The organism is Methanomassiliicoccales archaeon (assembly GCA_029907465.1).
Lineage (GTDB): Archaea > Thermoplasmatota > Thermoplasmata > Methanomassiliicoccales > JACIVX01 > JACIVX01.
This window is the reverse complement of record JARYLV010000001.1, coordinates 34,968-59,007: the sequence shown is the minus strand read 5'-3', so window position 1 is coordinate 59,007 and position 24,040 is coordinate 34,968. Positions and strand designations below refer to the sequence as shown.

The 24,040-nt window shown below is 45.6% G+C and carries 22 protein-coding genes; 8 read left to right on the top strand and 14 right to left on the bottom strand.

The genetic code is table 11. The annotated features are described in order from the left end of the window. Positions 1 to 46: 46 nt before the first annotated feature. Entirely contained in the window at positions 47 to 457 is a 411-nt protein-coding gene (locus QHH00_00280; GenBank protein ID MDH7507820.1) for a PH domain-containing protein, read from the top strand. A 106-nt stretch (positions 458 to 563) separates the two neighbouring features. Here QHH00_00280 and QHH00_00275 read toward each other — a convergent pair whose 3' ends face one another. The 8 genes from QHH00_00275 to QHH00_00240 all read right to left on the bottom strand — a co-directional run bounded on the left by QHH00_00275 (position 564) and on the right by QHH00_00240 (position 9,264). Continuing rightward, the gene (locus QHH00_00275; GenBank protein ID MDH7507819.1) at positions 564 to 1,052 is read right to left on the bottom strand and encodes a hypothetical protein; all 489 of its coding nucleotides are present in this window, start codon (positions 1,050 to 1,052) and stop codon (positions 564 to 566) included. A 625-nt stretch (positions 1,053 to 1,677) separates the two neighbouring features. Continuing rightward, positions 1,678 to 2,382, bottom strand: coding sequence for a hypothetical protein (locus QHH00_00270; protein ID MDH7507818.1), 705 nt, complete (start codon positions 2,380 to 2,382; stop codon positions 1,678 to 1,680). Positions 2,383 to 2,726: 344 nt separating this feature from the next. Next, positions 2,727 to 3,755 (bottom strand): dTDP-glucose 4,6-dehydratase, encoded by a 1,029-nt coding sequence (gene rfbB / locus QHH00_00265; GenBank protein ID MDH7507817.1) that lies wholly within the window; start codon positions 3,753 to 3,755, stop codon positions 2,727 to 2,729. An 85-nt stretch (positions 3,756 to 3,840) separates the two neighbouring features. Continuing rightward, positions 3,841 to 4,824, bottom strand: a complete 984-nt coding sequence (locus QHH00_00260) for a C-terminal binding protein (protein MDH7507816.1) — start codon at positions 4,822 to 4,824, stop codon at positions 3,841 to 3,843. Between the two features lie 258 nt (positions 4,825 to 5,082). Continuing rightward, on the bottom strand, positions 5,083 to 6,117 hold the full coding sequence (locus QHH00_00255; GenBank protein ID MDH7507815.1) for a HisA/HisF-related TIM barrel protein: 1,035 nt from the start codon (positions 6,115 to 6,117) through the stop codon (positions 5,083 to 5,085). 100 nt (positions 6,118 to 6,217) lie between these two features. After that, entirely contained in the window at positions 6,218 to 6,805 is a 588-nt protein-coding gene (locus tag QHH00_00250; GenBank protein ID MDH7507814.1) for a flavodoxin family protein, read from the bottom strand. Between the two features lie 187 nt (positions 6,806 to 6,992). Beyond that, positions 6,993 to 8,111, bottom strand: coding sequence for a PAS domain S-box protein (locus QHH00_00245; GenBank protein MDH7507813.1), 1,119 nt, complete (start codon positions 8,109 to 8,111; stop codon positions 6,993 to 6,995). Then, positions 8,095 to 9,264, bottom strand: coding sequence for an iron-containing alcohol dehydrogenase (locus QHH00_00240; protein ID MDH7507812.1), 1,170 nt, complete (start codon positions 9,262 to 9,264; stop codon positions 8,095 to 8,097). Before QHH00_00240 ends, QHH00_00245 begins: the two co-directional genes overlap by 17 nt. A gap of 156 nt (positions 9,265 to 9,420) precedes the next feature. Here QHH00_00240 and QHH00_00235 point away from each other — a divergent pair, with 156 nt between their 5' ends. Next, entirely contained in the window at positions 9,421 to 9,771 is a 351-nt protein-coding gene (locus QHH00_00235) for a response regulator (GenBank protein ID MDH7507811.1), read from the top strand. Between the two features lie 157 nt (positions 9,772 to 9,928). Here QHH00_00235 and QHH00_00230 read toward each other — a convergent pair whose 3' ends face one another. Further along, a complete protein-coding gene (locus QHH00_00230; GenBank protein MDH7507810.1) occupies positions 9,929 to 10,396 on the bottom strand; it encodes a dTDP-4-dehydrorhamnose 3,5-epimerase family protein in 468 nt (155 codons plus the stop codon). A 92-nt stretch (positions 10,397 to 10,488) separates the two neighbouring features. Between QHH00_00230 and rfbD the strand changes: the two genes are divergently transcribed. The 4 genes from rfbD (at position 10,489) to QHH00_00210 (ending at position 15,658) form a co-directional block, all read left to right on the top strand. After that, positions 10,489 to 11,385 (top strand): dTDP-4-dehydrorhamnose reductase, encoded by an 897-nt coding sequence (gene rfbD / locus QHH00_00225; GenBank protein ID MDH7507809.1) that lies wholly within the window; start codon positions 10,489 to 10,491, stop codon positions 11,383 to 11,385. Continuing rightward, a complete protein-coding gene (locus QHH00_00220) occupies positions 11,382 to 12,455 on the top strand; it encodes a glucose-1-phosphate thymidylyltransferase (protein ID MDH7507808.1) in 1,074 nt (357 codons plus the stop codon). Before rfbD ends, QHH00_00220 begins: the two co-directional genes overlap by 4 nt. 878 nt (positions 12,456 to 13,333) lie before the next feature. Further along, on the top strand, positions 13,334 to 14,479 hold the full coding sequence (locus tag QHH00_00215; GenBank protein MDH7507807.1) for a hydrogenase iron-sulfur subunit: 1,146 nt from the start codon (positions 13,334 to 13,336) through the stop codon (positions 14,477 to 14,479). A gap of 105 nt (positions 14,480 to 14,584) precedes the next feature. Beyond that, on the top strand, positions 14,585 to 15,658 hold the full coding sequence (locus QHH00_00210) for a DUF1786 family protein (GenBank protein MDH7507806.1): 1,074 nt from the start codon (positions 14,585 to 14,587) through the stop codon (positions 15,656 to 15,658). Between the two features lie 182 nt (positions 15,659 to 15,840). Here QHH00_00210 and QHH00_00205 read toward each other — a convergent pair whose 3' ends face one another. The 4 genes from QHH00_00205 to QHH00_00190 form a co-directional block, all read right to left on the bottom strand. Next, positions 15,841 to 16,500: a hypothetical protein gene (locus QHH00_00205; GenBank protein MDH7507805.1), complete on the bottom strand. Its 660-nt coding sequence runs from the start codon at positions 16,498 to 16,500 to the stop codon at positions 15,841 to 15,843. 132 nt (positions 16,501 to 16,632) lie between these two features. Continuing rightward, positions 16,633 to 17,868, bottom strand: coding sequence for a hypothetical protein (locus QHH00_00200; GenBank protein ID MDH7507804.1), 1,236 nt, complete (start codon positions 17,866 to 17,868; stop codon positions 16,633 to 16,635). A 119-nt stretch (positions 17,869 to 17,987) separates the two neighbouring features. After that, a complete protein-coding gene (locus QHH00_00195) occupies positions 17,988 to 18,317 on the bottom strand; it encodes a NifB/NifX family molybdenum-iron cluster-binding protein (protein MDH7507803.1) in 330 nt (109 codons plus the stop codon). Between the two features lie 75 nt (positions 18,318 to 18,392). Beyond that, complete coding sequence (locus QHH00_00190) at positions 18,393 to 19,433, bottom strand: NAD-dependent epimerase/dehydratase family protein (GenBank protein ID MDH7507802.1); 1,041 nt, start codon at positions 19,431 to 19,433, stop codon at positions 18,393 to 18,395. Between the two features lie 221 nt (positions 19,434 to 19,654). On the opposite strand from QHH00_00190, the gene QHH00_00185 reads away from it, so the two are divergent. After that, on the top strand, positions 19,655 to 20,089 hold the full coding sequence (locus QHH00_00185) for a VOC family protein (GenBank protein ID MDH7507801.1): 435 nt from the start codon (positions 19,655 to 19,657) through the stop codon (positions 20,087 to 20,089). Between the two features lie 107 nt (positions 20,090 to 20,196). On the opposite strand, the gene QHH00_00180 is transcribed toward QHH00_00185, so the two are convergent. After that, positions 20,197 to 20,982 carry an ATP cone domain-containing protein gene (locus tag QHH00_00180; GenBank protein ID MDH7507800.1) on the bottom strand — a complete coding sequence of 262 codons (786 nt, stop codon included), beginning with the start codon at positions 20,980 to 20,982 and terminating at the stop codon, positions 20,197 to 20,199. Positions 20,983 to 21,252: 270 nt separating this feature from the next. Between QHH00_00180 and QHH00_00175 the strand changes: the two genes are divergently transcribed. After that, positions 21,253 to 23,907, top strand: coding sequence for a PAS domain S-box protein (locus QHH00_00175; GenBank protein MDH7507799.1), 2,655 nt, complete (start codon positions 21,253 to 21,255; stop codon positions 23,905 to 23,907). Positions 23,908 to 24,040: the final 133 nt, after the last annotated feature.

The window sequence follows — 24,040 nt, the reverse complement described above, 5'->3', positions numbered from 1 at the left end:
TAAAGAAATGTCCGATACATATCAGGCTAATAGGAGCGGATCAAGGATGGCAAAGATCAACAAAGAGTTTTTCAAGTACCAGTTTAGCAGGAATCAGGATTGGCTGATCAACAGGATTTTGAAGCCCGGAGAAGAAGTTCTGCATGTGATCACGAACTGCCGGATCAAGGACGTATATCCTGGTAAGAGTGAAAGAACACCTGTCGGTATATTTATGGCCACCAACCAGAGGGTTGTGATAATCATCCCCAGATTCCTGAAAGAGTTTGAAGTTGAGGAATACCCATATGATCAAATAACATCAGTGGGACCATGTGAGACCAGATATTTCAGCGGATGCGTCGATATTGTTGCTGGACGAATCAAGAGGACGATTTATTGGATTAATCCTGCAAAAGAAGCCAAATTAATGATTGAAATTATAAGCGAGCGCATGAAAATGGCGAAAGAAACATAATACCGATGCCATTCAAAATCACTATTTTTATTTGTTTGATAAAATGCATTTTTGCCAGTCTTAAGAAATAAATAAGAGAAAGAATAAAAAAAAGTGTTTTAGGGGTTTAGATTGTTCCCCAAGATGACCAGCCAGACACGAGCGCGCAGCTAGCGAACAACAGGCTGAAGAGACCGCAGGCAAATATCAGCCAGACTGCCAGGAACTTTGCGACAGGCCACTTCGTCAGGTTAGCCGCTGCTGTTGCAAACAGCGCAACAACCCATGTGAAGTTCATTATTTGCCAGAAAACGTCCGGCCAGAACATATACTGGCACCAAAGTGCGGTCAACCCCATGTAAAGCGCTAGCCATCCCTGACTGCGACCGTCCCATCCATTGAATGCGTGGAACCCGAAAGATGTCAGCACCAATCCATAGATTATCGGGCAGATCAGGAACAGTGCGGCACTTGTGGGTGTGCCAACTGGACCTGCTGCTATCATTGAGTTGGACGGTGCGTACACAGCTAGGCTGATAAAGACGGTCAACGTCGCAGCGATACCACCCATGGCTACTACCATACCCCCGCCCTTTGCGTCAGCTCTCCCTAACACCAGCCATCCGCCGACGAAACAGGAGATGCCGCAAAACCACATGACGAGGGTTATCGGCACCAACATGTTATATACGTCCATTCATTTTCCTCCCTTTGTTTTAGACCCCACGTGTGGAATTATACAAAAAGACACTAATGGAAACTACATATATAGATTTTTCCAAAACTTGGCAGACACTGGAATTTATTTATATTAGATCATTGATATCTGAAAGCTTATTTTTCAGAGTGATTAAATCGTTATGTTTGTTTCTCCGATCGCGCAATAATATTATCTTTTTATTAATCTAGCTGATGTAGAAGTATGGTGAACAAATGGTAACAACTACGCTTTTAAAGTGTAAACCTTATTATTCGATAGTACACAAGCAATCCTTATCAAGACCCAGCATAAAGGTGCAAGATTGTAGAGCATCCGCTTTGCGAACAGAGAAATTGGTATTACCGAAATTTCAATGAAAACATGTTGTCCTTCTTTGCAGACTACCCCACTTCAATTTTTTTGGCGTCTAGGCATCAAAGTGCACATCGCTCTTGTTGTGCAATATAAATCATTATCCTTTTTTAATGTAAAGTATGTAAATGAAATAAAAGACGAATAGGATCGTCCCTTCAGTCTGGAATCACCAAATGAATTGTTTAGATGGACCTTTCCTGTATGTCCAGACAATCATCATCATGTTGATGATACCAATTGCGATCCAAAGTATCGCCCAATCCTCTCTCGGTAGCATGTTCTGGATATCGCCTAGTATCTTGAAGTCCTCCCAGTTTAGTATCCCGCCGCCGAAGATCATGTACCACCACGTAATGAACATTGAACAGCATAGGTTGAACTGGTGGATTCTTGCACTGCATTTTCCGTGTATCACGAGCCCCCATGTACTGGCTGTGAATCCATAAACCCACATACCAACATTAAAGTCCCAAGACACACCATTCCACGCAGCTATCGGGATCAATATGAACTGGGTCGTTGCGCCCCAGAGAGCCGCATCACCTACTGGTCTCCAGTCCCAGCCCTGCGTCGCGCAAAAGAAAGTTCCTAGGAATAAGAACCCGTACAACGCTGGGACGATTGAGAAAATGGTAGAAATCGGCCCGTTAAACGGATCTGTTGCAAAATGCCAGACCGCCATGAGAAGGAGGGAGATCGCAGCCGCCAGGGCACCCATAGCACCGATACCTTGTTCAGGGACTAACTCTCCTGGCTTGGTCTTCTTTTCCCACCACGCCGGGTTAGCCCGGACTCCACTCGTGTAAAAAATCCAGTGGGAGAGACCATAGACAAGCCCCATCATTCCAAAACCCACGGCGTTAAGACCCACATATTTCCCCCCAAGCGGCCGTTGGCTCGACTGTCAGTACATCAATCACTTTTCACCACATCATTAAATGCAGTAATAAACATAGCGGAGCCATTGCTCAGATTGACATCATCACTGAGAAAATGCAAAAATCCTTAATTGAAAAAAAGATGGCGAGGATTGAAATTTGCATTTGAGGTCTCCAATAAACTATTCGATTCCTTACTGATTCTAAGAAAGTTATTACTCATCATTCCCTGTTCCATCGTTCAGGGAAAGGATCAATATAATTAATCTTAGAAATCTTGTCGATCGAGAATTGTCTGGCGTTTACGGTCGAATTGTTTCATGTTCATTGATTTCAATTATTGTGATGATTGGATACCGGCTATCGTTGCATACTGGCTTTCATAATATTTCCTGAATTCTCCAGATTTGATTTCTTTCCACCAGCTTTCATTTTTTCGATACCAATTAATCGTTTCTTCTATCCCATCGTTGAAGCTATATCTTGGCTTCCATCCAGTTAGATCTCTGATTTTTCTTGTATCAACAGCATGCCTCATTACATGACCTGGTCTATCTGGAACGAAGGTGATGAGCTCTTTTGGTTTTCCTAGCAGATCCAGTATGACCGAGGCAATTTCTAGGACGCTCTTTTCCTCCCCTGAGCCGATATTAAACACCTCGCCTTCAAATCCGTTGGAATGGAGGAGGAGATCTATCGCCTCGCAGTGGTCTCTGACAAAAATCCAGTCTCTTGTATTCTTACCAGTGCCGTAGACAGGAAGCGGCTTGTTCTCAATGGCATTGGTGATGAAAAGTGGGATCAGTTTCTCTGGGTATTGGAATGGCCCATAGTTATTCGTGCAGCGCGTGATGATCGCAGGGAGCCCGTAAGTACAGTAATAGGAAAAAACGAGTCTATCAGCACCAGCCTTACTTGCAGCATAGGGGCTTTTGGGCATGAGCGCATCGGTTTCTTTTGAAGGTCCTGTCACCGCTTCTCCATAAACCTCGTCCGTGGATATATGTATGAACCGCTTCACACGCTGTTTTCTCGCCGCCTCAAGCAACACGTAAGTGCCGTACACATCTGTTTCTATGAAAGCGCTTGCGGAAGTGATTGAACGGTCGACATGCGTCTCTGCAGCAAAATGGACTATTGCATCGCATTTTGCCGCTAGATCATTGACAATGGCTCCGTTACATATGTCCCCCTTGACGAACTTCACCCTTTCGCAGTTGATATCTTCGAGATTGCGCGGATTTCCCGCATATGTCAATTTATCGAGATTGATGATTTCAATTTCAGGATGTCTCTCGATCATAAACCTGATAAAATTGCTTCCGATAAACCCCATGCCTCCCGTTACGAGTATACGCTTATACACGGCACTTGAAAAGAGACGCAGATACTTAATCATTTTTTAGGTCGGTTGAAAGCACTCCGAGAGTAAATCATTGACATACAAGTGATCACTTGAGTTCAACTCTCGTCAGTACATCTGGGTTGACGCAACTGAGCGGTTTCCTACCAGTAAGAACGCGCACAATTTCCTCCGCTGCCGTATTCTTGACCTCTTTCAGCGACCCCTCTGAGTAAAAAGATGCATGTGGTGTCAACACGACGTTTTCGAATTTCAAAAGAGGGTGATCCTTCGGCGGAGGCTCGTCTTCGAGCACGTCCAATGCAGCGAATGCGATGAGCCCCTCTTCCAGTGCTCTCACGAGATCATCCGTTTTAATAACGCCGCCGCGCGAGGTGTTGACTAAGATCGCACCTCTCTTCATCAGCTTGAGTTTATCATAGTTGATCATATGCCTAGTCTCTTTCGTAAGGGGCGTATGAATTGAAATTACATCTGATTCTCTCAACAGCCTATCGAGGGATACCGGCTCAATGCCGATCTCTCTCATCTTCTTTTCAGAAACGTATGGGTCGAAGGCAATGATTCTCATGCCAATCGGTTTGACTCTCTCCGCAAGAGCCCTCCCAATTTTCCCTACGGCGATGAGGCCGAGTGTCATTTCCTTGAGCCTGTTGATCGGTCTCGCGTCTCTCCAGTCCCAGCTACCTTTTCTGATCGCCTTATCGTAGACCGTTATCTTCCTCAGGGCACAAAGGATCAACGCCAGAGTATGATCGGCAACTTCGTCGATGCAGTATGTTGGGACATTGACGACGACAATTCCCTTCTCAGTGGCCGCCTCAACATCGATGGTGTCGTAACCGATCCCATACCGCGCAATAACTCTGCAGCGTTCAAGCCTTTCTATAACTCGGCGGGAAACCGGGGCATATGTGTTGAGAATCGCATCAGCGTCCCTCGCAACCTGAATAACGTCGTTTTCAGTCTTGCATTGGAAAAGACTGACCTCTGCGTCAATCTTTTTTAGAATTTCAATCTCCTCCGTTGGTTCTCCGTAAATGTAATCAGTAATGACGACCTTGAACCCCATTCACTCACTTCTTCCGCGGGGAGAGAATGGTATCGCTGATTATTTGTCGGTTGTGTTCGTTTTTTTGGTAATTTTCTTTCGGGTGTATCTTTCACTACTCAGAAAGAAGGATTAATTGCTTGGCGAGAAGGGCGCCTTATTAATAATGGGGCGCTAGGAAGACTGTCGGGGATGACCGGAACTCAAAGGGAAAAGGCCTGTCAATCAGTTTGCTGTAGTGAGATATCCATAAACGTGGCGGCGCTTCGCTACACAACTTCAATCGATCGGAACACTGCTGCCTTTTACCGTCTTTTTCTTTTCTTGGAGGGGGAGGTTTGTTGGTGTCACGCCCCCTTCAATTTCGAAAAGGCTCCTTATTACGGCGGTGTGAGGGTCTATGAACGCGCCCGCCGCCCCCTCTTCTCTTAAGAATTCGAGATCAGTTTCAACGACACCCCCGCCAATGTAGACATCAAGATCGCACGCAAGCGCTTCCACAAGGAAATCTCTTGAGACGCCATTTCCAGTGCCGAGTCGTCTGAGGTCGACAACTGCCATTTCATCGTAGCCGATGTGCTCCATTTCCTTTGCCATTTCTTTCAGTTTGGAAGGCCCAGCCCGTTTCTTAGCCCAAACGATCTCTCCATCAAAATACATGCACGGTAAGCATTTGTCCGAGAGTTCAAAGACGTCGTTGAAGAGCTCTAGACCCGTTGAGGTGAGCGTACTCACGATCGCTCTGGAAACCCCCATTGTGAAACAATCGAAAAGGTCTTGAACACTTCGCATACCGATGTCTAGCCATATCTCGCGACTTCTTTTTGTCAGGTCTTTAAGGACCTTGAAATTAGGTTTCGCTTCTGTAATACCTGCGACGTCCATGATCAAGGCAGCAGATGCGTTGTACCTCTTGTCAAATATCGCTTCCCAATAGGTTTCGAATGAGACCCCGTCGCCACGGGGCATGACTGAGCTGTCTTGCCAAACGATACTCACAACACTTGCCGTTTTGCCGATTGGAAAGTCAAATCTCCTTATTGAGAAGAGAGCGGCGGTGTTGATTGGTACAATAGGAACGATGGCGAAGGCCGCATCGATGGATTTTGAAGCGTTATCATCGGCCTCAAAGAATGCGTACCAGTCATCGAAACTCCTGAAATGCAGGGGAACGGCTTCCCTACCGCATTTTTCGCAGACATATGTACCGTCGTTTGCATCGACGCCTGGTAGTGGGCCTCCGAAAAGAACTTTCGGTACAACCTCGACGCTACCACAATATGGGCATGCTTTAATTCTCTTATCTTCTGCCATTTGTTACGAGGAAGTACGAACGGCGATATTATTGTTGGGATTGCGTCCTACGTATAAGCATGTGCAAACCGCAGCGGCTTCATCATTTGAAATTATATGGCTATGGCACATCTATGAATCGGGATGTCTCTTCGAGGAACTGTTTCAACGGAGATGAAGCGTCAGATCCCTTGTTCTTGTCAATAAGGTAGAACGAGGGAATGATGAATGATCGCATATCATCGCAGCCGAGCAATTTCACAAAGGTGTTGAAGTACCGCACATTCAAATGGTTATAGACAATGTTGCCATCCTTCAGGCCACAAGAGAAGACGACAATCGCTCTTTTTCCTTTTCTCAGATCGCTTTCGAAAACGCCTTTTTTGTCGGTGAATTTTAAAAAAGCGTAAAGACGATCAACAAACGATTTGACCCTGCCAGTTTCCGCACCCATGTAGATGGGTGAACCGAGCACAATAAAATCAACTTCCTGGATTTTCTCATAGATTGTCTGCATATCATCATCAATTCCACATCGACCAGTTTTCTTACATTCGAGACATCCCCTACAGTCCTCGATTTTCATATCCGCAAGGTTTATCCACTCATGATCGATCGATACCTTTTCAAATTTCAACCGGATTTTTTCCAAGAGCGAAGCAGTATTGCCATTCTTGTTGGCGCTGCCGTTGAGGATAAGGGCCTTCATCCTCTGGGCGTATTTCTATAATGATATAAAATCTATGTCGATACGCAAGCGAGTTCCGTTGTTGCTCGTTCTATCACTGGTCTTGTTAAAAGCAGAATCAATTTAGAAATCTCGAGCCCCCGCTGAAATGTACATTTGATCCTTTTAGAGTTCATTTTTACTGGTAAGAAACGGGAATTTCATTTGACTATTCAATTGTCCTCTTGATGATCCTTTTCATTTCTTCGGTTGCAATCCATTCTTTTTCCAATCGATTGAGCATCTTTTCAATTCGTTCTACCTGGCTGAGCACTTTACTCGTAATTTCCTCGTTACCGCTTGATTCCAGAAGACCTATGATCACACTGAGGGGATTCCTCATTTCGTCAAGGACCGTCGCAAATTGTTCAATGTTTTCTTCGATCTGCTGGAATGCTTTTTTTCTCAAGTTTTCCTCCCTCATTCTCTCCGTCTCATCGATGTGGATAATAATGGCGTTTACGAATTTACCCCCCTCATTACTCACCGGAGAGATAACAAAGGTTAGAATGCGACTACTTTGTCCACTTGCCCCCATATCAGAAAATCCCGAGGTATCATATTCGATCGTAAAACGGGTACTTTTGCCTTCTGTAAAGACTTTTTGGATTTCTCCAGCAAATCCCTGTCGATGGATCTGAGGATCAGCGAGTATGTTATATCTGCCGACTAATTGATCATCACAATTGACCCCAAACATCTCTTTGCACTTTCGGTTCAATCGAATCGCCGTGCCACTCGAATCGGTTATCATCACTGAGACAGGGCTTTGCTCGATGATGTTTGCCAAGAGGTTTTCCGTTGATCTAAGCGCTCTTTCGACCCCGACCATATCCCTGATATCATGAATAATGAGGACAGCGAATCTTTCGTTATCAGTCGTCGAGGTAAAAAAAACAACTTCACACGGTATTGTTTTTCCGTCTGCTGATTTGATCTCTGAAACAAAGGGCTCACATCTTCCCGGATGAGCATCAAGGGATCTGGTTATAAATTCCTGCATGTGCTCTCCGAAGATCTCATGAATCCTCATCCTACTGAGGGACCTCTCATCATATTTCAATTCATTGGCAACGTACGCATTCGAGTATAGTATTTTGCCAGAAGGTACTTCGACGATGAAAATGGCAAAACTTGAATGATCAAGTATCGTCTTTATCTTTTCCAGTTCCTCAATTCTTCTCCTTAACTCTGGATAATAGCTCTTTCTCACCGAATGCCTGCCGAGCCCGAGAATCTCTTTGTATTCGGAGTCATCCATTGAGGTATTTCTAAAACGCTCGTTCATAGATGACCTCGACGTCATTTTGTTGGAGCCGTCGGGGGTTCGTCGTCATACAGGGATCTTTCATCGCCATTTCCGCCAGTTTAGGAATGTCTGTTTTTCTCACACCAAGATTGCGCAGTTTCTGCCGGATATTCACGCGACGGCGCAATTCTGCCAGTGCGTTAACGAGGACATTTTTCTTTTCAGGATAGTACATGCCCTCGACATCAATTCCCATTGCTCTTGCAATTTCCTCATATCGATTTGGCGACGATTCAAAATTGTAGGCAACTACATGTTCCAAAAGAATAGCATTGCACTCACCATGAGGGAGATCAAGAAAGCCGCCAAGGGAGTGCGACATTGCATGAATTGCACCGAGATTCGCATTTGAAAATGCGATTCCAGCGTGTAGACTGCCAAGCATCATATTGCTTCGAACTTCCAGGTCATCGCCTTTCTCCACGGCGAGAGGCAAGTATCGTGCAATGATTCTTATTGCCTCTATCGCATGGAGATCCGTTAATGGTGAATTCCCGGTCGAAACGAATGCCTCTATAGCGTGGGATAACGCATCCAGACCTGTCTCAGCGGTCAGGCGTGGTGACATGGTCGTTGTTGTAACGGGATCAACGAGTGAAACGTCGGGAACAAGGGATTTGCTGATTACGCAGAATTTTAAACTCCTTTCAACGTCCATGAAAACGGCGAACTGGGAAATATCTGCTGCAGTCCCAGCAGTCGTCGGAATGCAGATGATGGGAGGGATTGGACGAGTAATACGGTCCGTCCCCTCGTAATCTGTGATCTCCCCTCCGTTGCTGCTCACGATCCCAATTCCTTTTGCACAATCAATAACGCTACCACCACCAATTGCGAGGAGGGCGTCGCATTTCTCTTTTGAAAACAAATCGACCCCCTCCATTACTTCTTCCGTTCTTGGGTTTGGTGTCACATCAGAGTAAACCGCATACCGAATTCTCGCGTCCTTCAAAGTCTCTTCGACATCTTCCGCCCATCCTGCTCCTTGGATTTTTTCATCAGTAACGAGTAGGACTTTTCTTGCACCGAGGTTCCGTGCATACTGGGCGGCAAGATACCTTGAATCGAGCCCGAAGACAATTTCAGGAACAACAAATTTTCTCAACTGGATACTATCGGAAAAGACCCTCATATCTTTCCCCTGTTATCTTAGTCTTCTACTTTTCACTTCGGTTCTTTCTTCGTATAATTTTCTATTCATTCCTGCTATGTTTTATATTTTTTGGAGAGCTAGTCGTAAAAAAGGACCGAAATACCTAAAAATCCTTTTTTTATTGCCGCACCCTTGATGAGGATACTCATCGCCGATGATGATGACGATATCCGCGAAATAATTCGCAGCATGCTGGCGGATCATGAAATTATCGAGGCAAGAAATGGCCATGAAGCAGTTGAACTTGCTGTGAGATCTGATCCGGATATCATCATAATGGACATCCTGATGCCGGAGATGGACGGGATTGAAGCCTCCAGGCAGATACAACGGGAGAACCCCAGATCGGCCATTATTTGTCTGACCGCTTTTTCTGCCGTCAAAGGACCCGCGATGTTAGAGGTTGGGGCAAAAGCGGTCATCTCAAAACCTTTCAGAAAAGACGACCTGCTCAGTGTAATCCGGAGATGCGCGTCAGGTTCATGATGATTATTAGTAAGAAAATGGTTCAATTATACCAGTGACTTCAAACGAACATAAACCTAAATAATTCTGTGTCGTCGTGCCTCAAATGATCTCGCAGGATTTCTCGATAATTGTAAAGGAACCCCATCAAACCGACGTCGTTCCAGCCCTCATCGTTTCAACCGTTTTTTGCAGCCCAATCATATGGTATATCTCTTGAGTTAAAAGGCACACGGAATTCATCTGGTTCGGAATAATTGTAAACCTCTGTAGGTATGTTGAGTATCCAGGCTTCTTGGTTTCCGATTGCCTTGAATCCATGATAAATATTTGGTGGGATTTTTAACAACATGAAATTCCTCTCTCCCATGAAAAACTCATTGATCATTCCTTTCGTAATCGAATTCTCGCGTGCATCGTAAAGGACTACCTTTGCCATTCCCCTAATACAAATGAAATTGTCCTTTTGTTTCTTGTGATAATGCCATGCCTTAACGATACCTGGATAACAGGTCGTGATATATAGCTGACCGAATCGTTCAAATTCCTTCCAGTCACTCCTAAATAATTCCATCAGCCATCCCCGTTCGTCCACTATTGGTTGCAGCTTCCTGATCTCGACCCCATCAATTAGCTTCTTCTCCATGGTAAATCACAAAGATGTGAAGGGCCTCTAGCATTTTTAATTTTGAGTTACGCACCGAAGGTCTTTTAGAATACCCATCCAATGACATCGATATGAGCCGGATCGCCGTCATTGGCGCCTCAGGGCTGCTCGGCCAATATGTTGTCAGCGAGGCTGGAACAAAAGGACACGAAGTTCTCGGCACATTCAGGAATGTTCCGGCTCAGTTTGAAGGCGTAAGGACCGAGTTCCTTGACATTACGAATCACGATCAAGTCGAATCTGTGTTGGGAAAATTCGAACCGGATCAAGTGATTCTCTCCGCCGCTCAGACGAATGTTGATCTCTGCGAGAAGAATCCTTCAGAAGCGTGGAGTATTAATGCTGAGGGTACCCTCAACGTTGCTAGCTTTTGCCAAAGCATCGGCGCCAAGCTCCTCTATGTTTCGACTGATTATGTTTTCAATGGAATGAAAAAAGGAAGATATTCCGAGTCGGACGATCCTGACCCTCTGGGTATTTACGCACAGACAAAGCTCGAAGGGGAAAGGATAACGCTGGATTCATCGAGCGTCAATCTCGTCTGCCGCGTTTCGACACTCTATGGCTGGAATCGGGTATCAAAAAAGAGAAACTTTGTGACATGGGTCATCGAATCGCTTAGAAGGGGAGAGTCAATTTCTCTGTTTGCTGATCAGTTTGTCTCACCAACTTATGCGCCTCACTGCGCACATGTCCTTGTAAGTCTTCTTGAGTGTGGCGCTCATGGGATCTATCATACGTCTGGTCCAGATTGTCTCAGCAGATATGAAATTGGTTTAAAGGTCGCCGAAGTCTTCCAACTTGACAATTCTTTAATAAGAGCTATCAGCACGAAAGATTCTGGTCTAGTTGCGCGAAGGCCGTGTTATTCATGTCTTGACGTGGAAAAGGTCGAAGAGAAACTTGGTTTCAAGATGCTTTCGCTTATTGATGGACTTAGACGGATGCTCCAGGAGGGATCGGTGTGAAAGGTCTGATACTTGCGGGTGGATCTGGAACTCGTCTTAGACCGTTGACCCACACAGGACCGAAGCAGCTCATTCCGATTGCGAATAAGCCAAATATCCTGTATTGTCTTGAAGATCTGCGAGACGCTGGCATAACTGACATAGGCGTAATTCTCGGTAACAACATGCCCGAAAAAGTAAAGGAGCTGCTCGGGGACGGCTCGAGATATGGGGTTAAGATTACATACATTGTGCAGGGTGAACCGAAGGGCATTGCGCATGCGGTCGGTTGTGCAGAGGAGTTCATGGGCGACGAGCCATTCATCGTGTATCTCGGTGATAACATACTCAAGGGCGGAATCAGATACATGGTCGAGGAATTTGTCCGCGACGATTGCGAGGCTTTAATCGCCCTCTGTCCTGTCGAATACCCAGAAAAATTCGGGATAGCAGAAATCGACAGCGAAGGCAATATCATCAGTCTGGTGGAGAAACCAAAAAACCCAAAGAGCAATCTCGCGATGATCGGGATCTACTTCTTGAAAAAGAGTATCTTCCCTATTATCAGGGAATTGAAACCGTCTTGGAGGAACGAGCTTGAGATCACGGATGCGATCGATCAGTTGCAAAAAAGAACGGGTAAGGTCAAGGCGCGGATTGTAAAAGGTTGGTGGAAGGACACTGGACGACCCGAGGACATCTTGATAGCAAACCATCTTGTGCTCGAAGATCTAGAAAGTAGAAATGAGGGCTTGCTCGAAGAGAATGTCAAGATCATCGGCAGAGTTAGCATCGGTGATGGAACGATCATCAAGAGTGGGACGGTGATAAGGGGACCAGTTATCATCGGGAAGAATTGTGTGATCGGACCCAATACATACATAGGGCCATACACATCGATTGGCGATCGCACAACGATTATCAATGGTGAAATCGAGTCGTCCATTATCATCGGGGATGCGGTTATCGAGTGTGGCAAGAAAATTGTCGACAGTCTGATCGGTGCTGGCTGCAAGATCTCTTCATCGGAAAATTCGATTCCGAGGGGATGTAGGTTCATCATCGGCGAGAACTCACAACTGATCTTGTGAATTCGACCTTTCAATAATGTATTTCTGATTGTTCACTCGATTTATTCAGCTAACTCGATACTTTTTTAGTAATTTTCAAATAATTATTCGCAAAACACATACCATTGTGCGAATGGAAGTCGCACTGACTTGAAGGAGGTTCAGGGATATGATGAAAGCGAAGGTGTTCAGGTGCGCAAATTGCGGTCACGTAGTCGAAGTGCCTTTCGGTCTGCCAAAACCCCCATCCTGCCCGAATTGTGGATCCCCTGCAAACTTGATCCATAGGGTGAATCCCGGTCCACCAGATGAAAGACGGGGATAGCTCAAACCGGAAGATATTCGTTGAAGATGCGCTCTGGATATTACGATCGTTGCGGATTACAAGTCGGACTCGGATACTAGTGTTTTAGTGCAAATCACTTCCAATCCGGTCAAATGAGAAGCTGTTCTCCTCTCTTCAGCGGGTAAAGAATGCATTAAATCCGTAATGAAGAGATTGAATCGTCAAATGTCGTTCTTTGCCATGACAATTTCTCGTTGTGTTACCTAATAAACGGTCTGTCGATTATATACCAATAAGTCTGCAATTGCTCACGCCCTTGTTGGCGGGTGGATTTTCATACAATCTATCTTCAATCGTAGATCCACAGTTGAAAATCGAAGAAATGTACGATAATTTCATGACTAGTTATGTAAAGTTTTTATTCATGAGAATAATGTCTAAAGAAATTGCGTGGTCGGAGCAGAAGAGAAATGTGTGGTGTGTTAGTTAGTGCTGCTGTGGGTGTCGAAGTTCAAAGCGTTTTCTTTATGAGGAATCGTTCAATGGATGTCGGGATAGAAGGTATTCAAAAAGCAGAAAGGATGATGCAATGACGGATGGAAATGCCGATCCTATGATCTACGAAGATAGTTTTCGCCCCATCAAGCGGTCGGCTCGTGATAACGATATGAAGATTGGCATTTATCTTTGCAGCTGCGATGGTTGTGTAAGCGGAATCTTGGATCTTAAGACAATTGCCGATGCCGTCAGGCACTTGAAATGTGTTAAGAAAGTCGAAATCGTTGATCATCTGTGCTCAAAACAATCGATAAGGGCTATCAGGAAAGACGCTGAACGAAATGCACTAGACCGGATCGTCATTGGGGCCTGTTCTCCTCGCACATACTTCCGCCTCTTTCAAGGAGAGTTATCCCAGAGAGGCGGGAACGGTATCATTATTGAGATGGCCAATATCCGAGAGCAATGCGCATGGATTCATTGGGACGATCCCACTGCGGCAACGGAGAAAGCAACGACGATGATCAGCATGGCCTTAGCAAAGCTGAGGGCTGCGTCGGGGTCTGAAAAGGGTTACGGGGCGGTCGTCGATGAGGATATCTGTGACGGCTGTGGTATCTGTGCGTCGGTCTGTAGGATCAAGGCGATCAGCATCATTAATGATCCGCAGCGGGCTGGTAAAAAAATCGCAAGAGTGGATGAGAATATCTGCGACGGCTGCGGGGCGTGTGTCGCTTCATGCCCGAGCGGTGCGCTCGACCAGAGTTCCTTTTCGAACAAGCAGATTCTAGCCCAGATCGAAGCAGCGACGACGGGGAGGATCATTCAGGATCTCTCATCCCCAAATGTCCTTGTCTTTGCGTGCAATTGGTGTTCGTACGCTGCTGCGGATTTGGCAGGTCTTAAGAAACTGAATCTCCCGCCGAATTTCCTCACAATTAGAACGATGTGCTCTGCAAGGATCGACCCCGAATGGGTCCTAAGTGCATTTTCAAAGGGGATTGATGGCGTCTTAGTCTTACCTGGAAAACTCGGCCACTGCCACTACGAAATAGGTAATTTGAGAACGACGAGGAGAATTGCGTTGCTCAGGCGCGTTCTTTCTCAGCTTGGCTTCGATGAAATGAGGTTAATGCTCGGTTTTGTGGATGCTGATGAACCGGAGGAATTTCAGCATGAAGTCTCTTCCTTTATCTCAACAATTCGTAGTATTGGCCCCAATCCACTGCGGGACCTCGAGTTATCGAAAAAGCGAAAGTAGTCAGGGTTTTTGTTATTCTCTCTCCAACAAGTCTAACCCCTCAAATTAAATATCATTTCTCGACATCTCATAATAAATCAGCGGAGTTCATGGAAAGTGAGACGGATGAAGTTACTAGCAATCGATATTGGGGTCGGTACATCAGATGTCATGTTAATCGACCCAGAAAAGAGTTTAGAAAATTGCATTAAATTTGTCTTGCCCTCTCCAGCACAAACATATGCGGGTGCAGTTGCAAGAGCCACGACGGCGCGAAAGGAACTTTATATTTTTGGCGATACAGTTGGAGGTGGCCCATTCGCAAGCGCCATCAAACGGCATATTGCAGCTGGCCTAAAGGTCGCCATGACGCCACAAGCGGCCTTTTCGATTAGAAATGATTTATCAGAGGTTCAAAAGCTTGGCATCGACATCGCAGATCACGAGTTCCCGCCGTTGAATTTTGATGGATGTGCTCTCTGGTTACAGGAAGTGCGTTTGAGGCCAATCTTCAACTTTCTGAGAAAACTGGGGGAACGAGACGAAGTCGGTCTCCTCGCGCTTGCAGTCCAGGATCATGGGATCTCTCCGAAGGGAATTAGTAATCGCATAACGAGAATTGATCGCTTCAAAAAATTCCTTTCGAACGACCCACGGCTTGAGTCCCTCATGTATCCGATTGACCAGATCCCAGGCGATTTCATACGGATGAGGTCCGCGGCTGATAGGGCGAAAAAGGAAGCTCCGGATGCTAAGATATTCGTGATGGATACATCACCCGTGGCCGCACTCGGATGCCTTGCAGATCCGCGTGTCCGCGAGGACGGTCGAGTACTCGCGATCAACTTCGGCAACGGCCACTCCCTCGCTGTTCTCTTCAATCACGGGAAAGTTGTTAGGGGGTTTGAAGCTCACACGAAGCTCTTTGAAAACAGCGTTATCCTCAAGAAATATCTCGAAGATTTCATTGCTGGGAAGCTAACTGACGAAAGAGTTTTTGGGGATGGGGGACATGGCCTTTTTAGCATCAGTCAGCGGGCTGTCGTGCCAGATCAGATCCTTGTTACTGGACCGAGGAGAGGGCTCATGGAGGCCACGGAATTGAATTTTAGATATGCCACGCCAGCAGGTGATATCATGATGACGGGCCCCGTTGGCTTATACCGCGCAATCAAATCCAGATTCTTTAAAGACCTTTAATAGACGTGGTGGTCAATTAATTTGACTTAAAAAAGATCGACGAGGAGCCAATCCCTTCACTTCTCACGCAGGGGACATCGATAATATAATTTCGAAACTGGAACGCATCGCTTGATAAATTGCCTCACACTTCAGTTGAACATTACTTATTACGGACACTTTCACTATACGGTCGAACATCATCACGTGCCCACCATCACGAATTCTTCTCTGGATCTGATGAAGTGGTGGCGCTCGATATCATTTGATTCCCCCGTTGTTGTTTTCCTAGTCTTCATGCTCGAGATTTTTTCCCATTTAGATAGTCCTTCCATCATCTGCCATAGTTTGTACGGTTTATTCGTTTCCGCAAAACCAAGCTTTGTCAAGATGTGTTTTGTCACGTCAAATGGACTCTCAACCCAAACGGTTCTCCTGTTGCCCTTCGCGATGAAGTCGCGCAACATCATCGTGCCAAGTCCCAGTCCGCGGAATGCTGGGACTACAAAAATCTGGTGGAGCGTCATTGGGTACACCACTGGTTTGTCTGAATGCCGAATCTGCCTGGTGCACCGGCGTGAGAAAATGTAGTAACCGCCCGGAATCCATCCCTTTTCCGATTCTATCCAGATGATCTTCGCCATTTCCCCCTCTCTCAGCTCCCTAAACCCAGGACATTCCCGTATCGCCTCTCTCTGGAGAACTGAGAGAATATATCGATCGCGGTAGTCGCGAACGGTTGAGATTTTCACATGTGGACGGTGAGCATCGTTTTCTCTCTTCGCGTTTGCCAAGTCTTTCGTTTTTAAGGTTGTGAAATTATCGTCAGAGATAGCAGCCGTCAAACATAGCTCGGTTGTCAACTGTCCACCTCCGTCTGACTATTGTCTGACGATAATGAATACACCTTACAGGTACCTAAAAAAGTTTTCTCATCAACGCCATTTTGTTAAGCTAAAACGCGGGTCAATCTCAACATCAATGAAATTCAGATCTCAATGTTGTAGTGTTGGGTTATGTTTACGGTGAGCGCTCTTTCCCATGGTAACGATCTCATGCATCACAGCAATTCCGAACTCTGATCTGACGATGAGGGGCAACGGATCATTAATAGCATAGAAGGCATGGGTATCGGCAGTCAACCAGTCCTTCATAAATGCGAGGATCGATACCGTGTCTCCTCTTTTTTTCCTGATGAGGAATGACTTGAAATCCGCTATTGCATCCGCCCATCGAACACCATTGACTTGTTCTGGAGGGCTCTCAAGTTCTTCCCCGATTGCATCTAGATAGCGAATCAAAGCAAAATTAATGCCGGAGGCGGTAGTATTGATGTTCTGCATTCCTGTTCTTAGATTTAGTTCAATGAGCTTATAGCGCCTATCCCTTTGATCAAATTTGAACTCAACGCCCCCCATTCCTCTATAGTCAAGTCCTTGAAAGTATTTGATCCCGATACTCATGACTTCCTGGTTGACCATGCTCTCGTGAATACTCGCGACGCCGAAGTCGGGTGGGTACTGTCTGATTTTTCGGTTGAGGTATGTTGCGACCATCTGACCGTTCCTATTGAAATAAGCGCTCATCCCAAACAGATTCGTTTCCGGACCTTGTACGACCTCCTGGATCATTGCCTCGACTCCAGCATTTCTGATCTTTTGCCAGGAAATTCTGAGTTCGTCGAATGTCTGTGCGATAAACCCCTTGCCTGCGAATTTCTGAGAGAATAAATGCGAAATGCAGGGCTTGATGAAGAGGGGGTACTGCATGCCCTCCACTTCTTCTTTTAGATTTCCGTTGCTGTCTGGAAAAACGGTTCTTGGTATCGGTATTCCGATACGCTTTGCCAGTTCATATTGAATTTTCTTATTGTTGATGCCTTCGACAATCTCCTCCCGTGGTATCACAAATGAAAAGTGTTTCGACAATTCGTTCCTATAGCGCGAAAGGAAGAGAAGAAAGATGTCCGAGGCGGCCATGATCACACCCTTTGTTTCAAGTTCTTCGCCCCTTGCCATCAGTACATCGAGAGCCTTTTCTGGATTGCCCAATGGGTTTGGTATGACCAATGGCTCGCAAAATCGAGAATAAAGACCAGGTGCGTTCCTCTCGAAGTCTACTCCCACGACGGGAACTCCTACCCTTCCTAAACTCCTTGTAATTCCCAGGCCGTTCGCTCCCATATGTAATACAAACGCCTTAGCGAGGTATTGCTTCTGTTTACCAATCATTATTCGATTTCATCCTCCTCTTAAATGGCGGATGATTCCAATATAGCGCCAATTCGCCGATCATCACCCGCTTCTGAAGCGATTCTCTGTTGAATGTCACTGCGCATTCACCGTGGTCATCATGGGCGCGAGATTTTCCCTTTCAGATAGCGTTCAATTGCGGATCGCACCGATCCATCGACGCCCTCGACGATCGCAATACCAGCTTCCTTTAGAATACGCTTAGCATGAGGGCCCACAAATCCCGTCAGAACAACGTCGACACCTTGATCGACAACAAATTGAGCTGCCATAGCACCTGTTCCACTTAAGGAGTGTGAAGCTTCGTTAAGTAAAGCCTTGTATTCCATCGTATCAGGGTCGATGATAATGAAATACTCGCACATGCCGAATTCGTCATCGACTTCGGAATCAAGGGTCTCTCCTGTTGAGGAAATACAGATTTTCATCTCATTGTAAGAGTGTACTTCTCTGTAGATTAATGTATTGCATCCGAGCTTTGAAATCCATAGAGGGTTGTCACTCTAAACAAATAGGTGCTTGTTGGATTCAACCCAGTCATAAACTCTGTTAACGCCCTCTTTTACGCCAATCAGCGGCTGCCAGTCGAATTCACTCCTCGCCTTCGAAATATCGGAAATGTAGACCTTCTGGTCACCAGGTCTCCATGATGAGAACACCATATCAAATCGTCTGCCGCTCCTTCTCTCAATTAGATCTATCAGCTCAATGAGTGAGACCGTGTTTTCCTTTCCCCCGCCTATGTTGTAAACGCCGTGCTTTGGACCTCTGTTCATAAAGTAATCAAACGCTCTTACCAAATCTTCCACGAAGAGGATATCTCTCGTCTGTTTTCCATCGCCGTATATCGTGATTTTTCTACCAGTGAGATGAGCGATGATAAACCACGCCACCCAGCCTTGGTCTTCAACGCCGAATTGTCTGGTTCCATAGATGCATGACATCCTGAAGACAGCAGTTCGCACTCCGTACGTCTGTGCATAGTCCTGAACGTATATGTCAGCAGCCAGTTTTGAGCATCCATAGGGCGTGTGCTCGCATCCGTCTATTGAGAGAGTCTCATCGACCCCTGATCTTCCTTCATCTGCAAAGTCGTATCTTTTCTCTTTCTCAATGATCGGCAGCATATTGACATTACTTCCATACACTTTGTTTGTCGATGTGAAAATAACGGTGGGATTTGATTTCGCCTTTCTCGCTGCCTCAAGAACGTTGAAGGTACCGAGGAGATTGACTCTGAAATCTGTCCTCGGATCGAGGAGGGAGGTCGTGACAGCTGTCTGTGCTGCTGTGTGAACAATAAGATCGGCATCACCACATACACCAGAGATTTCTTTCGCAACTCTGACGTCTCCATCGATCAATTTGATATTTTCAAAGGATGAAAGATACTTCCAGTTATAATCCACAAAACGGTTTCGCTTTCTCAGCAGTCTTGCCCTGCTGAGATTATCGAAGGCAACTACTTCGTGGCCTTTGATAGCGAAATACTCAGAAGCGTGAGATCCTATGAAACCAGCTCCGCCTGTAACGACGACTTTCATAAATCAACATCCTTGAGACTCGTGATGTATCTCATAGTAAAATCCCATAGTAAACTTTGCCGAGGTAGACGAGGAGCCGAGGCGGAAGATGAGTCTCTTTCATATCTGGGACCAGATGAGATGGAATGTAATCTGATCACCCATCATTCCACATACGGGCTGAACAGAATAACCCTCGTACTTCTCAAGTGTTATATATCGGTAGCTAAGATTAAATGAACATGCCGCTCGGGGACCCAATGGGTGGAGACTCAGATTATCAGAATAAGGGTAAGATAACGCGGGTCTGGATGACGCGCATCCCCGTTAGGGACCTCTCAAGTGCATTATTTTTCTATTCAGAAGTGCTAGGACTGGATATCGCGCTCGACAGACGCAGTGAGAATTGGGTTGAGTTAGGTCCTGCCGAACCGATGGGTAAGATTGCACTGTATGTGCCATCGGAGTTCGACAAGCGACAACCTGGCGGACCAACAGGTGTTGTCCTCGAAACTGATAGTATTTATGATTTGCATAGAAGACTCGTCGACGAAGGGACAAGGTTCATCATGAAGCCCCAGCGACAGGAGTGGGGAGGGCTCATGGCGATTTTTGCTGATCCAGATGGAAATGAGATCTGTGTCGTGGAGGATCCTGAACACTACACAAGGAGTTGATTGAATTCGACTTCTTGCATGTCAAATAGCATGTCTGCATAATTCATCACCCCATCTCTTACCCATCTAAATACAAATTCATTTTCGGGATGATCTACCGTCCTCCCTTACAAACATTCCATAACCCTTCGAGCAGTGTAAAGAACCTCATTGGCTTTCAATTCTGGCAGGATGTCATACAGGCGGTCTTTTTTCGTAAATATTTCTTTGATCGTGATAATCCCATTGGCGAGTAAAGAGTTCCGGACATCTTTCTTGATCTCAAGAACGGTAATTGGGTAGAGCTTGTGACGTTCCAGAAGTGATTCGAGACCCTCTCCTTCAGGAAACCGCCATCCCAGTAACTTCATCCCAATACAGCTAGCGTAGGTAATGACTTCGCTCGAAAATTTTGTGTTCGTTACAAGCCATGGTAATACAATAGGCATCACCTCTGAAATGTCTAAAAATCTCGCGTATGTATAAAGAGCAGTCTGGATTGCACATTTAGTTCCCGATAGGTTATGGAATTTACATTCAACAATATACCTTTCGCTCCCTCTTTCAGCTAGAATGTCAACCTCGTGTGGTATGCATTTTCCCCTTATGCATTCTCTGACCCTCACAGCATATCCAGCTTCTTGAAACAGTCTCGCAATGAGGCTCTCAAAGAAATGTCCTTCTGGTCCGAGCGAAAAGATAGCATCTTTGAGGCCATATCTGATCTTTCTCCTGCGGTCAAGCATCCGTCTGACGTGCTGATAGATTTCATGAGTTGTGATGCCATTGTAGAGTTGACCTTTCAGTTTTTCAAGTATCTCATTGGCTTCTGCATCGGTCGTCCCAGAACGCAAGAGCGCCTGCCTGACCTTGTTCTCGTCGTACTCCTCCCTTTCGCCAGATTTCTTAATCACCCACATTTTCCTCACGTCTTCTTCTCATCAATTTTGATCATCTCCTCGGCTTCACCGTCGATTTAAGCGATCTGTCGTGTTCCAATTAATAAACTGATCCCTAGAGATATAGATGGGAAAGATAGGTCATTATCATGACGGTAATATCATCGACTATGGCGAAGGTATCGATGGCATCGACTTGACAGAAATCCCGTCAATATCGCTTTTGATAACAAAGCCACCATGTTATTATAATCATTCTATTTATTGAAAAATTGTATGATAGGAATGGAGGATCACAGTCTCATCCGCATCCTCCTCGTCGACGATGAACTTCCATTTTTGGAGATAGCGAAGGGGTTTCTTGAACTCGAAGAGAAATTCAGAGCGGATATTGCAAGTTCTGTTGATGAGGCGTTGAAACTACTTCAAAAGAATTGTTACGATGCAATAATCTCGGATTATCAAATGGGTGATAGTACGGGAATCGATCTCCTCAAAACGATCAGATCCCAGGGGAACCAAATTCCTTTCATCCTTTTTACGGGGAAGGGTAGGGAGGAAGTCGTTATTGAGGCGCTGAATCTAGGAGCAGACTTTTACATCAACAAGGGTACTGATATCCGCTCCCAATTTGCTGAGCTATCGAATATGATTGAGCAAGCGGTGAAACGGAGAAAGTATGAAATTGCGCTTGCTGACAGCGAGAAAAGGTATCGTACGATTTTTATGAACACAGGTACAGCAATGGCAATCGTCGAAGAAGACACAACGATTTCACTCGTAAATGACGAATTCTCACGACTCGTGGGATACGCGAAGGAAGAAATCGAAGGAAAAAAGTCGTGGAAGGATTTTGTCCCGCCATCGGAGATTCCGAGGCTGATGAAATATCATGTAGCGCGCAGAATTGATCCTCGGCACGCTCCACGAAGTTACGAGACATATGCAATAGACAAAAATGGAACTGTGAAGACGATTATAGTAACGGTCGAAATAATTCCTGGAACGAAGCAGAGCCTCTTGTCGGCTATTGACATCAGTGACAAACGGTCGATTGAAAATAAGCTCAGGATGAGTGAACACCGTCTCGCGCTTATAACTGATAACATGCTGGATATGGTCATGCAGGTTGGCCCCGACCTTCTAATCGAATATGCGAGTCCTTCTCATCTTTCATCTGCAGGTCATTCACCTGGAGCCCTGATGGGAAGGAAATTGCATGATTTGATCCATCCTGACGACTTGTCAAAATTAAGTGAGGTCCTGGGCCGTATTGGCATAGATAAGTATTACACGTGTGAATTGAGATTTCGCCGCGCGGATGGCAAGCCACTTTGGGTTGAGACTTTCTGGAATTTCCTCACCGATGAAAATGGGAAATTCGGTGGTGCGGTCATCACGAGTAGGGATATTAGCGACCGCAAGAGACTTGAGAGTATTAAATCGGCGATGCTGCGTATTTCGCAAGCCGTTACCTCAATCGGCTCACTCCAGCAACTATACAGACTCGTCCATTCGATCATGTCGGAGCTTATGCCTGTGAGAAATTTCTACATTGCACTCATTGACAATGAAAATGAGGAGATCACCTTTCCCTATTTTGTCGATGAATACGACCCACCTCCGGGGTCAAGAAAGCTTGGGCGAGGGATCACCGAATATGTGGTCAGGAAGGGAGAAGCGCTTCTCGCTTCAAAGGACGATATTATGCGGTTGAGCAGGGAGGGTGAAATCGAAATTTTCGGTACCCTTCCGGTGGACTGGATGGGGGCACCACTGATGGTCGGCGATAGAAAGCTTGGTGCTATCGTTGTCCAGAGCTATGATGAAACTATCAGATACACTAAGAGGGAGCTGGACATCCTCAACTACGTTTCCGATCAAATCGCCATGGCGATCGATCATGTCGCAGCACAGCAAGGACTTATCGAGGCAAAGGAATTTGCGGAGAATTTAATCAAGACAGCAAATGTGATGATTGTGGGCCTTGATGAAAACGGCAACATCAGGATTTTCAATGATACGGCTGAAAGGATTACAGGCTATAAGGCTGTTGAGGTGATCGGAAAGAATTGGTTCGAGACCCTTGTCCCGAAAGATAGGTACCCAGAAGTATGGGAAGTCTTTTCAGTTTTTAAGGCTGGAGACGCTCTCCTTCGCAACTTCGAAAATCCAGTATTGACGAAGTCGGGAGAGGAGCGTTACATATTCTGGCAGAACAGCGAGATCAGGAATTCAAAGTTTGGTGTGCGTATTGTCTCATTTGGAACCGATATGACTGAAAAGAAGAAAATGATGGAGATGATTGAGAGAACAAACAGAAAACTCAATCTGATCGGGAGAGTCTCGCGTCACGATATCCTCAATCAATTGACAGCCGTGCTTGGTTACATTGAGCTTGCGAGAGATAGGGCAACAGAGAATGATATCCGCAGTTATCTCGAAAAGGCAGCGAATGCTGGAAGGAACATTGAACGCATACTCAACTCGACTCGTGACTACGAGCGTCTTGGTTCAGTAGAACCTCGCTGGGAAAAGGCTTCAGATCTCTTTGAGCGTGGAATTTCCGCTCTCGATACTACCGGCATCAACATAAAGGTCGATCTCGAAGGGGTATTCATCGAGGTCGATCCATTATTTGAGAAAGTCTTCCATAATCTCGTCGATAACTCGATGAGACATGGGAGACATACAAAGAGAATTGAAGTTCGTTACAATGAGGCTGGGGACGGACTTCTCATTGTATACGAGGACGATGGGATTGGGATACGGGATGACTTGAAAAAAGACCTTTTTACTGGAAAGCATGGGAAAGGTCTCTACATGGTCAAGGAAATCTTGTCGATTACTGGCATGAAAATCGAGGAAATTGGCGAGTATGGGAAGGGTGCAAGATTCTGTATATATGTCCCCAGGGGCAGGTACCGATTGACAGAATAAACTACACTCATCCTCCGCATGCTAGTTATAACTGCGTTGGCCAGCTAGATCGACGCGAATGCAACGACAAGAAGGTGCGAATTCTGATAATTATTGTGGCATCGAAAAAAATACGAATGAACCAAGTCGAATA

Excerpts from the sequence above, each read along its gene's own strand:
- QHH00_00215 (MDH7507807.1), top strand. The coding sequence starts at position 13,334 with ATGATCTACGAAGATAGTTTTCGCCCCATCAAGCGGTCGGCTCGTGAT.
- QHH00_00175 (MDH7507799.1), top strand. The coding sequence starts at position 21,253 with ATGGAGGATCACAGTCTCATCCGCATCCTCCTCGTCGACGATGAACTT.
- QHH00_00210 (MDH7507806.1), top strand. The coding sequence starts at position 14,585 with ATGAAGTTACTAGCAATCGATATTGGGGTCGGTACATCAGATGTCATG.
- QHH00_00280 (MDH7507820.1), top strand. The coding sequence starts at position 47 with ATGGCAAAGATCAACAAAGAGTTTTTCAAGTACCAGTTTAGCAGGAAT.
- QHH00_00195 (MDH7507803.1), bottom strand. The coding sequence starts at position 18,317 with ATGAAAATCTGTATTTCCTCAACAGGAGAGACCCTTGATTCCGAAGTC.
- QHH00_00230 (MDH7507810.1), bottom strand. The coding sequence starts at position 10,396 with ATGGAGAAGAAGCTAATTGATGGGGTCGAGATCAGGAAGCTGCAACCA.
- QHH00_00245 (MDH7507813.1), bottom strand. The coding sequence starts at position 8,111 with ATGAACGAGCGTTTTAGAAATACCTCAATGGATGACTCCGAATACAAA.
- QHH00_00240 (MDH7507812.1), bottom strand. The coding sequence starts at position 9,264 with ATGAGGGTCTTTTCCGATAGTATCCAGTTGAGAAAATTTGTTGTTCCT.
- QHH00_00250 (MDH7507814.1), bottom strand. The coding sequence starts at position 6,805 with ATGAAGGCCCTTATCCTCAACGGCAGCGCCAACAAGAATGGCAATACT.
- QHH00_00255 (MDH7507815.1), bottom strand. The coding sequence starts at position 6,117 with ATGGCAGAAGATAAGAGAATTAAAGCATGCCCATATTGTGGTAGCGTC.
- QHH00_00260 (MDH7507816.1), bottom strand. The coding sequence starts at position 4,824 with ATGGGGTTCAAGGTCGTCATTACTGATTACATTTACGGAGAACCAACG.
- QHH00_00190 (MDH7507802.1), bottom strand. The coding sequence starts at position 19,433 with ATGAAAGTCGTCGTTACAGGCGGAGCTGGTTTCATAGGATCTCACGCT.
- QHH00_00200 (MDH7507804.1), bottom strand. The coding sequence starts at position 17,868 with ATGATTGGTAAACAGAAGCAATACCTCGCTAAGGCGTTTGTATTACAT.
- QHH00_00185 (MDH7507801.1), top strand. The coding sequence starts at position 19,655 with ATGCCGCTCGGGGACCCAATGGGTGGAGACTCAGATTATCAGAATAAG.
- QHH00_00235 (MDH7507811.1), top strand. The coding sequence starts at position 9,421 with ATGAGGATACTCATCGCCGATGATGATGACGATATCCGCGAAATAATT.
- rfbD (MDH7507809.1), top strand. The coding sequence starts at position 10,489 with ATGAGCCGGATCGCCGTCATTGGCGCCTCAGGGCTGCTCGGCCAATAT.